This window comes from Mesorhizobium sp. WSM4307, from assembly GCF_007003945.1.
In the GTDB taxonomy this organism is placed as follows: Bacteria; Pseudomonadota; Alphaproteobacteria; order Rhizobiales; family Rhizobiaceae; genus Mesorhizobium.
In genome coordinates this window covers 13,163-26,070 of the sequence record NZ_VFTB01000012.1, presented here as the reverse complement: position 1 = coordinate 26,070, position 12,908 = coordinate 13,163, and the positions used below count along the sequence as shown (strand labels likewise).

Annotated in this window: 17 protein-coding genes and 1 pseudogene; 6 read left to right on the top strand and 12 right to left on the bottom strand. The window is 64.5% G+C overall.

All coding sequences use genetic code 11. The features are described 5' to 3' along the window. The first annotated feature begins 42 nt into the window (after positions 1-42). The 4 genes from FJV83_RS27170 to FJV83_RS27155 all read left to right on the top strand — a co-directional run bounded on the left by FJV83_RS27170 (position 43) and on the right by FJV83_RS27155 (position 3,124). Positions 43-849, top strand: a complete 807-nt coding sequence (locus FJV83_RS27170) for an ABC transporter substrate-binding protein (RefSeq protein WP_142885444.1) — start codon at positions 43-45, stop codon at positions 847-849. A gap of 102 nt (positions 850-951) precedes the next feature. After that, a complete protein-coding gene (locus tag FJV83_RS27165; RefSeq protein WP_095790448.1) occupies positions 952-1,623 on the top strand; it encodes an amino acid ABC transporter permease in 672 nt (223 codons plus the stop codon). Beyond that, positions 1,620-2,294 (top strand): amino acid ABC transporter permease, encoded by a 675-nt coding sequence (locus FJV83_RS27160; RefSeq protein WP_142885443.1) that lies wholly within the window; start codon positions 1,620-1,622, stop codon positions 2,292-2,294. Before FJV83_RS27165 ends, FJV83_RS27160 begins: the two co-directional genes overlap by 4 nt. Positions 2,295-2,395: 101 nt before the next feature. Continuing rightward, positions 2,396-3,124, top strand: coding sequence for an amino acid ABC transporter ATP-binding protein (locus FJV83_RS27155; RefSeq protein WP_185973350.1), 729 nt, complete (start codon positions 2,396-2,398; stop codon positions 3,122-3,124). A 118-nt stretch (positions 3,125-3,242) separates the two neighbouring features. On the opposite strand, the gene FJV83_RS27150 is transcribed toward FJV83_RS27155, so the two are convergent. From FJV83_RS27150 to FJV83_RS27095, 12 genes and pseudogenes are all read right to left on the bottom strand, one after another. Further along, positions 3,243-4,358, bottom strand: coding sequence for an alkene reductase (locus FJV83_RS27150; RefSeq protein ID WP_095774897.1), 1,116 nt, complete (start codon positions 4,356-4,358; stop codon positions 3,243-3,245). A 35-nt stretch (positions 4,359-4,393) separates the two neighbouring features. Then, positions 4,394-4,684 carry a metalloregulator ArsR/SmtB family transcription factor gene (locus FJV83_RS27145; protein ID WP_032931173.1) on the bottom strand — a complete coding sequence of 97 codons (291 nt, stop codon included), beginning with the start codon at positions 4,682-4,684 and terminating at the stop codon, positions 4,394-4,396. Positions 4,685-4,854: 170 nt separating this feature from the next. After that, positions 4,855-5,553: an RES family NAD+ phosphorylase gene (locus tag FJV83_RS27140; RefSeq protein ID WP_095790451.1), complete on the bottom strand. Its 699-nt coding sequence runs from the start codon at positions 5,551-5,553 to the stop codon at positions 4,855-4,857. Beyond that, a complete protein-coding gene (locus FJV83_RS27135; protein ID WP_142885442.1) occupies positions 5,547-5,957 on the bottom strand; it encodes an MbcA/ParS/Xre antitoxin family protein in 411 nt (136 codons plus the stop codon). The genes FJV83_RS27140 and FJV83_RS27135 overlap by 7 nt, the downstream gene beginning before the upstream one ends. A 269-nt stretch (positions 5,958-6,226) precedes the next feature. Continuing rightward, entirely contained in the window at positions 6,227-7,660 is a 1,434-nt protein-coding gene (locus FJV83_RS27130; RefSeq protein WP_142885441.1) for an aldehyde dehydrogenase family protein, read from the bottom strand. A gap of 175 nt (positions 7,661-7,835) precedes the next feature. After that, positions 7,836-8,219: an ACT domain-containing protein gene (locus tag FJV83_RS27125; RefSeq protein ID WP_142885440.1), complete on the bottom strand. Its 384-nt coding sequence runs from the start codon at positions 8,217-8,219 to the stop codon at positions 7,836-7,838. Positions 8,220-8,247: 28 nt separating this feature from the next. Then, on the bottom strand, positions 8,248-8,715 hold the full coding sequence (locus FJV83_RS27120) for a GNAT family N-acetyltransferase (RefSeq protein ID WP_142885439.1): 468 nt from the start codon (positions 8,713-8,715) through the stop codon (positions 8,248-8,250). A 221-nt stretch (positions 8,716-8,936) separates the two neighbouring features. Further along, positions 8,937-9,032: pseudogene (locus FJV83_RS37110) on the bottom strand (oxidoreductase); the annotation flags it as partial. A 35-nt stretch (positions 9,033-9,067) separates the two neighbouring features. Further along, a complete protein-coding gene (locus FJV83_RS27110; RefSeq protein ID WP_142885438.1) occupies positions 9,068-10,057 on the bottom strand; it encodes an aldo/keto reductase in 990 nt (329 codons plus the stop codon). Between the two features lie 2 nt (positions 10,058-10,059). Then, positions 10,060-10,434 carry a DUF2255 family protein gene (locus FJV83_RS27105; RefSeq protein WP_142885437.1) on the bottom strand — a complete coding sequence of 125 codons (375 nt, stop codon included), beginning with the start codon at positions 10,432-10,434 and terminating at the stop codon, positions 10,060-10,062. A gap of 3 nt (positions 10,435-10,437) precedes the next feature. After that, entirely contained in the window at positions 10,438-10,776 is a 339-nt protein-coding gene (locus FJV83_RS27100) for a carboxymuconolactone decarboxylase family protein (protein WP_142885436.1), read from the bottom strand. A gap of 50 nt (positions 10,777-10,826) precedes the next feature. After that, positions 10,827-11,222, bottom strand: coding sequence for a cupin domain-containing protein (locus tag FJV83_RS27095; protein WP_095793888.1), 396 nt, complete (start codon positions 11,220-11,222; stop codon positions 10,827-10,829). Positions 11,223-11,374: 152 nt separating this feature from the next. Here FJV83_RS27095 and FJV83_RS27090 point away from each other — a divergent pair, with 152 nt between their 5' ends. Continuing rightward, positions 11,375-12,268, top strand: coding sequence for a LysR family transcriptional regulator (locus tag FJV83_RS27090; protein WP_142885435.1), 894 nt, complete (start codon positions 11,375-11,377; stop codon positions 12,266-12,268). Positions 12,269-12,342: 74 nt separating this feature from the next. Next, positions 12,343-12,720: an ester cyclase gene (locus tag FJV83_RS27085; protein ID WP_142885434.1), complete on the top strand. Its 378-nt coding sequence runs from the start codon at positions 12,343-12,345 to the stop codon at positions 12,718-12,720. Positions 12,721-12,908: the final 188 nt, after the last annotated feature.

Below are 12,908 nucleotides of genomic sequence, written 5' to 3'. Positions count from 1 at the left end.
AAGGGAATCCGCGGGCAAACAACAACAGGGAGGAATGCCAGAATGAAGATTGCCAGACTTTTCATCGCCGGAAGACTTTTCATCGCCGGACTTGCGCTCGCGGGCCTGACCGCTGCCGCCAGCGCCGGAACGCTGGACGAGATCACCAAGCGCGGCGAATTGCGCGTCGCCGTGCAGACGCAAGGACCGCCCTTCTCGCTGGTCGGCGCCAATGGCGAACGCACCGGCAGTTCGGTCGAACTCGCCGAACTGATGGCCAAGGAAATGGGTGTGAAGATCACCTTCCTCGACTTCGACTGGGACGGCCTGATCCCGGCGCTCTTGTCCGGCAAGGCCGATCTCCTGGTCGCCGACATGACGCCGACGCTGGCGCGCGGCATGAAGGTCGCCTTCACCACGCCTTACATGTACACGGGCAGCACCGTCTTCACCAAGGCCGACAGCAAGTTCAAGACCACCGAGGACTGCAAAGCCAAGGGCACCAAGATCGCCGTGCTGCTCGGCGCCACCGGCGAGAAGGAAGCCGAGGCCGCCTTCCCCGATGCCGACATCAAGAGCTACAAGGGCGGCGGTCCGCTGCTGCTCGACGCGGTCAACAACGGCCAGGCCGATTGCGGCGTCAATGACGTCTCGGCGGTCAAGGGCCAGTCGACCGCCTACCCGGCCGGCACCTTCACCATCATGCCGGACCTCTTGTCGAAGGAGCCGCTTGCCTTCGCCACCCGCTATGACGAGCCGGACCTGCTGGTCTGGATGAACCTGTTCCTCAACCAGGTCACCATCGACGGCCGCCTGCAGAAGAACCTCGACTACTGGGTCAATTCCGACGCCTGGAAGAAAGACCACTAAATTGGGTGAGTAGGCAGTAGTGAGTAGTGAGTAGCCATTCGGCGCACTTCTCTACTGCCTACTGCCCTACTGCCTACTCACTACTCGCACCGCCGCGCGCTCATGCTCGAAAATTTCAGTTTCCGCACCATCGTCGAATACCTGCCGCTGTTCGGGCAGGGCCTGGTCACGACTGTCTGGCTATCGGCGATCTCCTTTGTCGGCGCGCTCCTCGTCGGCATCGTGCTGTGCGCCATGAATTTGCAGCGCGGCTGGCTGTTTCGCGCGCCGGCCAAGGCCTATATCGACGCGGTGCGCGCCACGCCCTTGCTGGCGCAGCTCTATTTCCTCTATTTCGGCCTGCCCCGGCTCGGCTTCGTGCTGCCGGAACTCGTCGTCGGCATCCTCGCTTTGTCATTGAACAGCGGCGCCTATATCGCTGAAATCATTCGCGCCGGCATCCTGTCGATCCCGCGCGGCCAGGTCGAGGCCAGCGTCGCCTCCGGCATGACCTACACGCAGCGCATGCGCCTGGTCGTCCTGCCGCAAGCCTTCAAGGTGACGATCCCGCCGCTGCTCGGCCAGGCGATCGTGCTGGTCAAGGATTCCGCGCTTCTGTCGCTGATCTCGGTCGCCGAGCTGACGCGCGCCGGGCAGTTGCTCGCCTCCGATCGTTTCATGCCGGCGGAAGGCTTTCTCACCATCGCCGCCTTCTATTTGCTGCTCTACTACGGCCTGAAGGCACTGGCCGGTCTCTCCGGCCGCTGGCTCGGCACGGCGGGGGCGCGGACATGATCTGGCAACAATTCGTCAGCCTCGCCGGCTCTTATCCGCTGGCCCTGCGCGGCCTCGGCATGACCGTGGTGCTGTCGCTGATCAGCCTGGTGCTCGGCACGTTGCTCGGCTTCGGTCTCGGCATCTTGCGCACCGGCGGCAACCGGCTGATCTCAGGCGTCATCGGCGCCTGGGTCGACCTCATCCGCGGCACGCCGTTCCTGGTGCAGATCTTCCTGATCTTCTTCATCCTGCCGGAGTTCGGCATCGAGCTCGACGCCTTCACCGCCGGCATCATCGCGCTGACCAACCTTGCCGCCTGCTTCATCTGCGAGATCGTCGCCGCCGGCATCCGCTCCGTTCCATCAGGCCAGGTCGAGGCGGCGCTGGCGTCCGGCCTGTCGCGCTGGCAGCGCATGCGCCAGGTGGTGCTGCCGCAGGCGATGCGCATCGTGCTGCCGCCGCTGGTCGGGCAATATGTGCTGTTGATCAAGGATTCTTCCGTCGTCTCGGCCATCGGCCTGACCGACCTCACCCGCGTCGGCTGGCTGGTGGTGCAGCGTGTGCCGAACGGCCTGCTGGTCTTCTTCCTCGTCGGCGTCGGCTATTTCATCGTCTGCTATCCGCTGATCATGCTGGCCCGCCGGCTCGAACGCCGCATGGGCGCGGCGCATGGCGAGGTGCAGCTGTGACATCGAACCCCAAAGGGCCAAGCAATATGACCAAAGCGGGCATGACCGAACCAGGCCTGACCCAACCAGGCCTGACCCAACCAGGTCTGACCAAGACCGGCATGATCGACTTTCGCGACGTCAACAAATGGTTCGGCGCGCTCAACGTGCTCAGGGATATCACGCTCAGCGTCGAGCCGCGCGAAGTGGTCGTCGTCTGCGGTCCGAGCGGCTCGGGCAAGAGCACGCTGATCCGCTGCATCAACGGCCTGGAGACAATCAAGGACGGCCACCTCATCGTCGACGGCCAGCGTATCGGCGACCCCGCCACCAACATGACGCAGTTGCGCACCGAGATCGGCTTCGTCTTCCAGTCCTTCAACCTCTACCCGCACAAGACCGCGCTCGAAAACGTCACGCTGGCCCCCATCCACGTCCGCAAGATCCCGCGCGCCGAGGCCGAACAGGCCGGGCGCGAACTGCTGGCCAAGGTCGGCTTGGCCGACAAGGTCAACGCCTATCCGGCACAGCTCTCCGGCGGCCAGCAGCAGCGCGTGGCGATCGCGCGTTGCCTCGGCATGCGGCCCAAGATCATGCTGTTCGACGAACCGACTTCCGCCCTCGACCCGGAAATGATCTCCGAAGTGCTCGACGTCATGGTGGCGGTCGCCGAGGAAGGCATGACCATGATGGTGGTGACGCACGAGATGGGCTTTGCCCGCAAGGTCGCCCAGCGCGTCGTGTTCATGGATGCTGGCGCCATCGTCGAAAGCGGCACGCCCGACGAGTTCTTCTCACACCCCAAGACCGACCGCAGCCGCGCCTTCCTGAGCAAGATTCTCAGGCATTGACGGCGGCGACCGTCGGCTTTGCGGTGCAACCGATCTGTAAGCCGTTAGGGCCATCGTACCGGGCGAGCGGCTGCCCTTCCGCTGCGGGCGAAAGGGCAAACCGTCTGGGATGGGCGGCTCAGGCCGCCGTCGGGTAATCCGTATAGCCCCTGGCGTCGCCGCCGTAGAACGTCGCCTTGTCGGGGACGTTCAGTTCGGCATTGCGCTTCAGCCGGCTGACCAGGTCGGGATTGGCGATGAACAGCTTGCCGAACGCGACCAGGTCGGCATAGCCGTCCCCGACGGCCTTTTCGGCCAGTTCCTTGTCGTAGCCATTGTTCACCAGCCAGGCACCGGTGCCGCCGGCCTTGTGATAGGCGGCCTTGAGTTCTTCGTAATCGAACGGCTGGTCGCCCTGGCTGAAGTCGCGCGCGCCGCCGGTCGCGCCTTCGACGATGTGGATATAGGCAAGGCCACGGCTGCCCAGGCCCGCCACCACATGGTTGAACAGCGGCTGCGGATCGGCATCCGAAGTGTCGTTGGCGGGTGTCACCGGCGACAGCCTGATCCCGGTCCTGCCGGCGCCGACTGCGCCCGTGACCGCGTCGACCACCTCGAACAGGAAGCGCGTCCGGTTCTCGATCGACCCGCCATACGCATCGCCGCGATGGTTGGTGCCCGAACGCAGGAACTGGTCGATGAGATATCCGTTGGCGCCATGGATCTCGACGCCGTCGAAACCCGCCACCTCGATCGCCGCCTTGGCGGCGCGGCGGAAATCATCGACGATGCCGGGGAGTTCGGCCGCATCGAGCGCGCGCGGCTCGGAGGTCTCGGCGAACTCGCCGCTGCCATCCGGCTTGACCAGGAACGTCTTGGAGTTTGCGCGGATCGCCGACGGCGCCACCGGCTTGCCGCTGCCGGGCTGCAATGTGTTGTGCGAGATGCGCCCGACATGCCAGAGCTGCACCACGATCTTGCCGCCGCCTCTATGGACGGCGTCGGTGACACGCTTCCAGCCGGCCAGCTGGTCCGCGCCATAGAGGCCGGGCACGTTGGCATAGCCCTGGCCCTGATGGCTGATGGCGGTGGCTTCGGTGACGATAAGACCAGCCGTGGCGCGCTGGCTGTAATAGGTCACCGAGAGGTCGCCGGGCACCGCATTGGGCGAGCGATTGCGCGTCAGCGGCGCCATGACGATGCGGTTCGCCAGCGTCAGGTCGCCGGCCCGCAAGGGATCAAACAGGGTAGTCATGAGAAATGCCTTTCATGCATTCGGGGGGAGGATCGTCAGAGATCGGACAAGGCGGCCTGAAAGGCGGCGATGGTTTCTTCGTTGCGCTTGTAGAACACCCATTGGCCGACCCGACGCGTTGTCACGAGGTCGGCCGATGCCAGCGTCGCCAGATGCGCCGAGACGCTGGACTGCGCCAGGCCGCGATGGTCGAACTGGCTGGCGCAGACACCCATCTCGAGCGGATGCGCCTGCGCGGCGAAGTGCTGTTCAGGCTCCTTCAGCCACGCCAGGACATCGCGTCGAAACGGATGCGCCAGTGCCTTCAATATGATGTCGCGGTCCATCTTCACCTCGCATCGATCTCACCCGATATATAGATCGGGTAGAGTCGATATGGCAGGAAATCCATGCCAATTTCGAAGGCAATCGGAGCAAGTTGGTCTCAGGACACGGCACGAAGCCGCAAATAGCGCCGCCGGGCGCCAGCCTCCGCGGCGAATGCGCCGCCATCCCGTCAGGTGACCGACAGCACCTTGCCGGTATCGTGCTGGCGCACGAAATCCACATGGCTGCCGTCCCAGTGGTAAGAGTAGTGCCGGCCTTGTACCGGCACGGGGATGACGTCGGGCCAGAAGATGCCGATGCATTGCCCGTCGGGCATACGCACGCTGTTCCAGACAAGTCCATCGCTGCCCCCTGCCCGCAGCGCCCGCCCCTCCGCCTGCGAGGCGGTGTAATCGTCGGGGTCGAGCACGCCGGGCACGGCGTTGACGTCGTCGAGGTCGCGGTCGACGCTGCCGATCAGCACGCGAAAGTCCGCCGTCCAGCCCGGATCCTCATTGGTGGCGCGCATGAAGTTCTGGTGGTGGTGGATGGTTTCGGCCAGCGCCACATCCTCGCTGTCGCCGGCATAATAGAGGCCGTAGCTGCCATCCGAGAAGCGGCCGGGCCGCAGCGTCGAACAATGCACGAAGGGCGCCATCACGAAGCTGGCGCCGGGGCCGGACACCCGCCTTGCCGCCGCGACCTTGCCGAGATCGCCGATCTCCAGCCGGATGCGCGGGTTGGTCTTCTCCTCGACGGCGGCCAGCGCCTCCCAGTCACGCGGATCGGCAATGTCCTCGAACAGGTCGATCGGCGGATGGATGGAGCGGATGATGCGAAACGTCTGGGGCCAGTGGACGCGGCGCCGGACCGCGAGCCCACTCACCATGCACCACGCTCCGCATCGAGCCATTCGCGCATGGCGGCAAGGTCGGAGATTTCGCCGCGCAGCATCAGGTCGAGCGCCGACTGGCCGCCGAACGTGGCATTGGGCTTGCGGATCCAGGCATAGCCGCGCGCCGGCTCGGTGAAGAGATAGCGCAGGCCCTTGTGGATGCCCATCAGATGCGCCATGCGCGTGCGCAGGTCGCGGTCGATCCGGCCGATGCCGCCTTCCTTCCAGCGTGCCCAGGTGCGCGCCGACATGCCGCCGAGCAGGATGCAGGCCTCGATGTCGGTGAGGTTCCACGCCTTGAACAGATTGACCGTGGTGCGCGCCAGCGCGCCGGCCTCTTCTTCCGAAATGGCTGACCCGACCGCGGCCGGCGTCGTGACGATGGACTGAAGCTGCATGTTGCTCACCCTGCTATTGGCAGAGATATAGCATGTATTTGCCAATTGGCAAGGATGAGACCTTAACAGACTTGGGTTCCTCGCCCCCACGAAGTGGGGGAGAGGTGGATCGGCGAAGCCGAGACGGAGCGGGGGATGGCGCGGCCCTAGGTGATTGAGCAGAAACATCCAGCGCCGCAGCCCCCTTTCCGACCGCTTCGCGGCCACCTCTCCCCCGCTTTGCGGGGGCGAGGAACCCAATTCCTGGAAGGTCGATGCTAAGGCCCTGCCTACTCCGCTGCCTCATACCCGGCGATGCCCTTGATCTCGAGGAAATCCTCGAGCCCGTATTCGGCGTATTCGCGGCCGTTGCCCGACTGCTTGTAGCCGCCGAAGGGCAGGCCGGCGTCCCAGGCCGGATAGTTGATGTAGACATTGCCGGAGCGCATGCGTGCCGCCACGTCGCGGGCCTTCTGGATGTCCTTGGCCTGGATGTAGGAGGCAAGGCCGTAGACGGTGTCGTTGGCCTGTTCGACCGCCTGTTCGACCGTGTCGTAGGGCAGGATCGCCAGCACCGGCCCGAAGATTTCCTCGCGCGCGATGCGCATGTCGTGGGTGACGTCGGCAAACACAGTCGGCCTGACATAGTAGCCGCGGTTGAGTTCGGCCGGGCGGCCGGGGCCGCCGGCGACCAGCGTCGCCCCCTCGTCGATGCCGGCCTGGATCAGGTCCTGGATCTTGTCGAACTGGATCTGGCTGACGACGGGGCCAAGCTTGGTGTTGGCGCCATCGGCGGGGCCGACCACGAACTTTTCCGCCGCCGCCTTGGCATAACCGGCGGCCTCGTCATGGCGGTCGCGCGGCACGAACATGCGGGTCGGCGCATTGCAGGACTGGCCGCTATTGCCGAAGCAGCCGGCGACACCCTTGGTGACGGCGCGGGCGAGGTCGACATCCGGGAACAGGATGTTGGCCGACTTGCCGCCCAGTTCCTGGTGCACGCGCTTGACCGTGTCGGCGGCGGCCTTGGCCACCAATATGCCGGCCCGCGTCGAGCCGGTGAACGACATCATGTCGACGTCGGGATGGCTGGAGAGCGCCTGGCCGACGCCGGGGCCGTCGCCGTTGACGAGATTGAACACGCCCTTCGGCACGCCGGCCTCATCGATGATCTCGGCGAAGATGATGGCGTCGAGCGGCGCGATTTCCGACGGCTTCAGCACCATGGTGCAGCCGGCGGCAAGTGCCGGGCCGGCCTTGCAGGTGATCTGGTTCAGCGGCCAGTTCCACGGCGTGATCAGGCCGACGACGCCGATCGGTTCCTTGACGATGAGCGAGGACCCCTTGACGTGACGAAACTGGAAGGTCCTCAGCGTCTCCGCCATCTTCTCCAGATGCGCCAGCCCGACGCCAACCTGGCTGTCGAGCGCCATCTGGCGCGGCGCGCCCATTTCGCGCGACACGGCAAGCGCCAGGTCCCTGGAGCGCTTCTTGTAGACCTCGATGACGCGGTTCAGCATGTCGAGGCGTTCATCGACCGAGGTGAAGCCGAACGTATTGAAGGCGCGCCTGGCGGCGGCCACCGCCTTGTCGACATCGGCCTTGGAACCCAGCGAGATCCGCGCGAAAACATCCTCGTTCGACGGATCGATGACATCGAGCGTGTTGGGCACGACAGGATCGACCCACGCACCGTCGATGTAGAACTGCAGATTGTGTGACATGGTTTTCTCCTTGGGGTGCCGCAAGGCCGTTCCGGCCGTCATATCCGATCAGAAATAACGATGCACAAACGCCGCTGTCAAACACAACCCCCGAAATGGTTGAGCCAGCGCGCCAGTCATTGAGCCAGAGGCGTTGGGCCAGAGAACCCAGCCGTTTTCCATGGCCTGGGATGGACTACAGCAGCGTGTGTCCTGCCTCGACCAGATGCCGTCGCGCCGCGTCCTGATCCCCGGCCTTCACCAGCAGGTGATCGCCGTCGAAGGTGGACACCAGGAAGATGCCCAGTCCGTTTTCCGACAGCGGCTGGATGACCGACAGCACGATGCCGGTTTCGTCGAAAGCAAAGGGCCCCTGCAATTTGAAGGCGACCCAGTCGCCGTCGTGCTTGACCGCGCCTGGGACTCGATCCTGCAGGCACGTGATCGAAAGCTCGTCGTCGGTCCGGGTGATGCTGACGAAGCCCGGCCCGTCCGCCCAGCCGGGAATGCCGTCGCCCGACCCGAGCCGCGAAATCGCGTACGGCCCGGGAAGTTGCCTCAATTTGACCTTGGCAGCCATCGTCGTATCCATGCCTCCGATTTGTCCGTTATCGCGTCAATTTCTTGCTCATATAGACCGTCATGCCGCCCATGAACGGCTCCTCCCGGTCGATCGTATAGCCATGCTTTTTGTACAACAACACATTGGCCTCGAAGGCGCCATTGGTCAGCAGGCGCAGCTCCTGGCGGCCTGCTTCGAGCGCCTTCCACTCGGCCCGCTCCAGCAGCAGCCGGCCGATCCCCCTGCCCTGCGCCGGCGGCGCGACGCAGACATTCTCTATCCACAGATGATCGTCGGCCAGCATGGTTTCGATCATGCCGACGATGTGGCCGCCGTCGACGGCGAGCTCGAACGGATGCTCGGCAACGGCCTTCCCGTAGTCGGCGCGCATCGGCAGCGGCTCGCGGCCGATCACCGGCACCCATTTGCCATAGGCCGCGCGCACAATGTCCCTGATCGCGGCGGTGTCACCGGTTTCGGCCGGCCGAAACCGGATGGAAGAATTTGTCATCACAATGCTCCAGATATGCAAAACCCCGCCGGCGTTGTCGCGGGCGGGGCTGGAAACGAACGAACCGGATCTATCCTGCCGGCCTTTGTCGTCGCGCAATCAGCTTGCCGCTCCGCAATGGGCGGCGTCGCGTGCTGTTTGTGGGCGCGAGAGCGAACACGACGCCAAGCTGGAACATGAGGCGCGGGGCGTCAAGGCTTGGGGATTAGCCCAGACTTTCGAACTTAGTGCTCTTGCGCCGTCGGCCTGAACAGGATCTCGTTGATGTCGGCCTCATCGGGCCAGCTCATGGCGAACTCGACCGTCCTGAAGGAATCCGCCGGATGGCTACACGGTCACAGAGCGCGCGCACGCTTCAGCGGTCGATCCTCGCCGCCTGTTGCGGCGAATAGCGCTCGCCCTGCACGGCAATTGCCGAGACCGCGTTTTCGATGTCGGCAAGATCCTGCGCCGTCAGCGCGACCGAGGCCGATCCAATGTTCTCCTCGAGGCGGTTGAGCTTCGTCGTGCCGGGGATCGGAACGATCCAGGGTTTTTGCGCCAGCAGCCAGGCGAGCGCGACCTGCGCCGGGGTCACCTTCTTTTGCGCCGCGATGGCGACGATCGCATCGACCAGCGCCTGGTTCGCCCTGCGCGCCTCTTCCGCGAAACGCGGCACGGTGTTGCGGAAGTCGCTGCTGTCGAACCTGGTATCGGCATTGATGGCGCCGGTCAGGAAACCCTTGCCCAGCGGGCTGAAGGGCACGAAGCCGACGCCCAGTTCTTCGAGCACCGGCAGGATCGCCTCCTCGGGTTCGCGCCACCACAGCGAATATTCGCTTTGCAGGGCGGCGACCGGCTGCACCGCATAGGCGCGGCGGATGGTGCGCACGCCGGCTTCGGAGAGGCCGAAATGCTTGACCTTGCCTTGGCCGATCAAGTCCTTCACCGCGCCCGCCACCTCTTCGATCGGCACGACCGGATCGACGCGGTGCTGGTAGAGCAGGTCGATCCGGTCGGTCCTCAGCCGCTTGAGCGAGGCCTCGACGACCTCGCGAATATGCTGCGGCCGGCTGTCCATGCCCTCATGTCCGGCCGTACCGGCGATGTCGATGCCGAATTTGGTGGCGATCACCACCTGGTCGCGGATCGGCTGCAGCGCCTCGCCGACGACCTCCTCGTTCTTGAACGGCCCATAGACCTCCGCCGTGTCGAAGAAGGTGATGCCGCGCTCGAAGGCGGAACGGATCAGGCGAACGGCATCCGGCGTCTCCATCGGCGCCCCGTAGGACTGGCTGATCCCCATGCAGCCGAGCCCGATGGCCGAGACTTCGAGGCCGCTTGTTCCAAGTGTGCGCTTTTGCATCTTCAATTCTCCTTCGGTGTGATCCGCACCGTGGCGGCGCGGGCGCGCGCCGCGATCATCGGTGCGAGATAAGGGCTGGCTGCGTATTTCGCGCGGTAGGCGTCATCGATGCGGGCGTTGACGGTTCCCTCGACTGCTTCGAAGGTAACGTCCCTGGTCAGGCCCCCGGCAGTTATACGTCCGGCCTTCTGCCTGATCGCGGCCTGATACCAGCGCGACTGCCGGCCGTTGTAGCCGCGCACATAATGCGCGCCGTCGACGACGACCGACCAGATCCAGGTCGGCGTGCCCAGGGTCACGCCGTCATCGCGCAAAGGCGAAATATGCAGATCGTCGGTTGCCGCGATCCTCCCGAGTTCATCCTTCGACCAAGGCATTTCCTATTCCTTTTTCTCGGCATCCGCCTGTTCGAAAACCTTCCGGGCGACGCCGATCGCCGTGCTTGCAACCGGCCATCCGGCGTAAAAGGCGATATGCGTGATGGTTTCGATGAGTTCGTCGCGGGTGACGCCATTGTCGAGTGCCCGCTTCATGTGGAAAGGCATCTCGTTGATCCGGTAGTTCGAGATCAGGCTGGCGACGGTGACGAGGCTGCGGTCGCGCGGCGAAAGGCCGGGCCGTTTCCAGACATCTCCGAACAGCACCTCGTCGGTGTATCTGCCGAGCGCGGGCGCGATATCGGAGAACGGATTCCTGTGCGGCACTGGTTTATCGATCATGGTGGTTTCCTTCGTTGCGGCATCGGTCCAAGCGAAGCGCTGATGCTTGCTCAGACCCCGTATTGTTCGTCGGTAACATGCTCCATCCAGTCGACGACCTTGCCTTCGAGGGCCTCGGCGATGGCAATGTGGGTCATCGCTGTTGTCGGTGCCGCGCCATGCCAGTGCTTCTCGCCGGCCGCGAACCAGACGATGTCGCCGGGGCGAATAGGCTCGATCGGGCCGCCCTCACGTTGGACCAGGCCGGCGCCCGACATGACGATCAGCGTCTGGCCGAGCGGATGGGTGTGCCACGCGGTGCGCGCGCCGGGTTCGAAAGTCACGGTGGCGCCGCCGACGCGGGCCGGCTCGCTGCCCTTGAACGGTGCGTCGATGCGCACCGTGCCGGTGAAATAGTCGGCTGGACCTTTTGCGGAAGGCTGCGAGCCGCTTCGCTTGATGTCCATGGTTTCTCCTTCTCGACGCCAGGCAGCACGCTGCCCCAGGCCTTCAAGGCCGCCGAGTTCGGGCAGCCAATTGTGATGGCGTCTATTTAGCGCCTGCGATTGGCCTGGATTAGATGCTATACCCGGCATGTACTTATGAGGAAAACTCATCAATGCCGCGAGACAATCTGAACGAGCTGGCCGCTTTCCTCGCCGTCGCGCGCGAAAAAAGCTTCACGCGGGCGGCGGCACAGCTCGGCGTCTCACAATCGGCGCTCAGCCACACGGTGCGCGCGCTGGAGGAGCGGCTGGGCGTGCGGTTGCTGACCCGCACCACGCGCAGCGTGGCGCCCACCGAGGCCGGCGAGCGCCTGGTGCGCTCCGTCGGGCCAAGGCTCGACGAGATCGAGGCCGAGCTCGCCGCGCTCAGCGCCCTGCGTGAAAAGCCCGCCGGCACCATCCGCATCACTGCCGGCGAGCACGCCGCCGAGGCGGTGCTGTGGCCGGCGATCGCGCGGCTTATGCCGGACTATCCCGACCTCAAGGTCGAGATCATCGTCGACTACGGCCTGACCGACATCGTCGCCGAGCGCTATGACGCCGGCGTGCGGCTTGGCGAACAGGTGGCGCACGACATGATCGCGGTGCGCATCGGCCCCGACATGCGCATGGCCGCGGTTGCATCGCCCGCTTATTTCGCCCGGCAGCCGAGGCCGCGCACGCCGCAGGAACTTACCGCCCACAACTGCATCAACCTGCGCCTGCCGACCTATGGCGGGCTCTATGCCTGGGAATTCGAAAAGGCCGGGCGCGAACTGAAGGTGCGCGTCGAAGGCCAGCTGATCTTCAACACGGCGGGGTTGCGCATGAATGCGGTGCTGGCCGGCCTTGGCCTTGCCTACCTGCCGGAGGATCAGGTGCGCGCGCATCTTGCCGACGGCCGGCTGGTGCGGGTGCTGGCAGACTGGTGCCCGCCCTTCCCTGGCTACCATCTCTACTACCCCAGCCGTCGCCAGGCGACGCCTGCCTTCTCGCTGCTGGTCGATGCGCTGCGCTATCGCGGCTAGAACGTCTGGACTGCGCCCGCGGTCGTTCTATTTTCCTGCCGGAACGCGATTGAAGAAACCCCGGAGCCGTCGCGGTGACAGAAACCGACCTCTATCGTGGCTATATCGACTGCCTCAACAATCAGGATTGGGCGCGGCTGCATCTCTTCGTCCATGACGAGGTGCACTACAACAGTGAGCGCGTCGGCCTATCGGGTTACCGCGCCATGCTGGAGCGGGATTTCCGGGAAATTCCTGATCTCTATTTCGATGTCCAGCTGCTGATTGCCCAACCACCGTTCATAGCCAGCCGCCTGCAGTTCAACTGCACGCCGAAGGGAACCTTCTTCGGCCTGCCCATCAACGGCCGCAAGGTCTCGTTCAGCGAGAACGTTTTCTATGAATTTCTGAACGATCGGATCAGGAACGTCTGGTCGGTGATCGACAAGGCGGCCATCGAAGCACAGCTTTGATGAGGCCAGCTCCCCTCTCCCCATTCCACAGGGAGTTGAGGACTGATCCGCGCAGCGGACGAAAAGCCAATTGCTTGGCTTTTCGAAAGACGAACGGCCGGCAGGCGGATGAGAGGCAGCGCCAACGTTGGTCAGCGCCGATCGTTCGCAAAAATCGATCATTCTGACCATAACAATTCGTTGGAAAG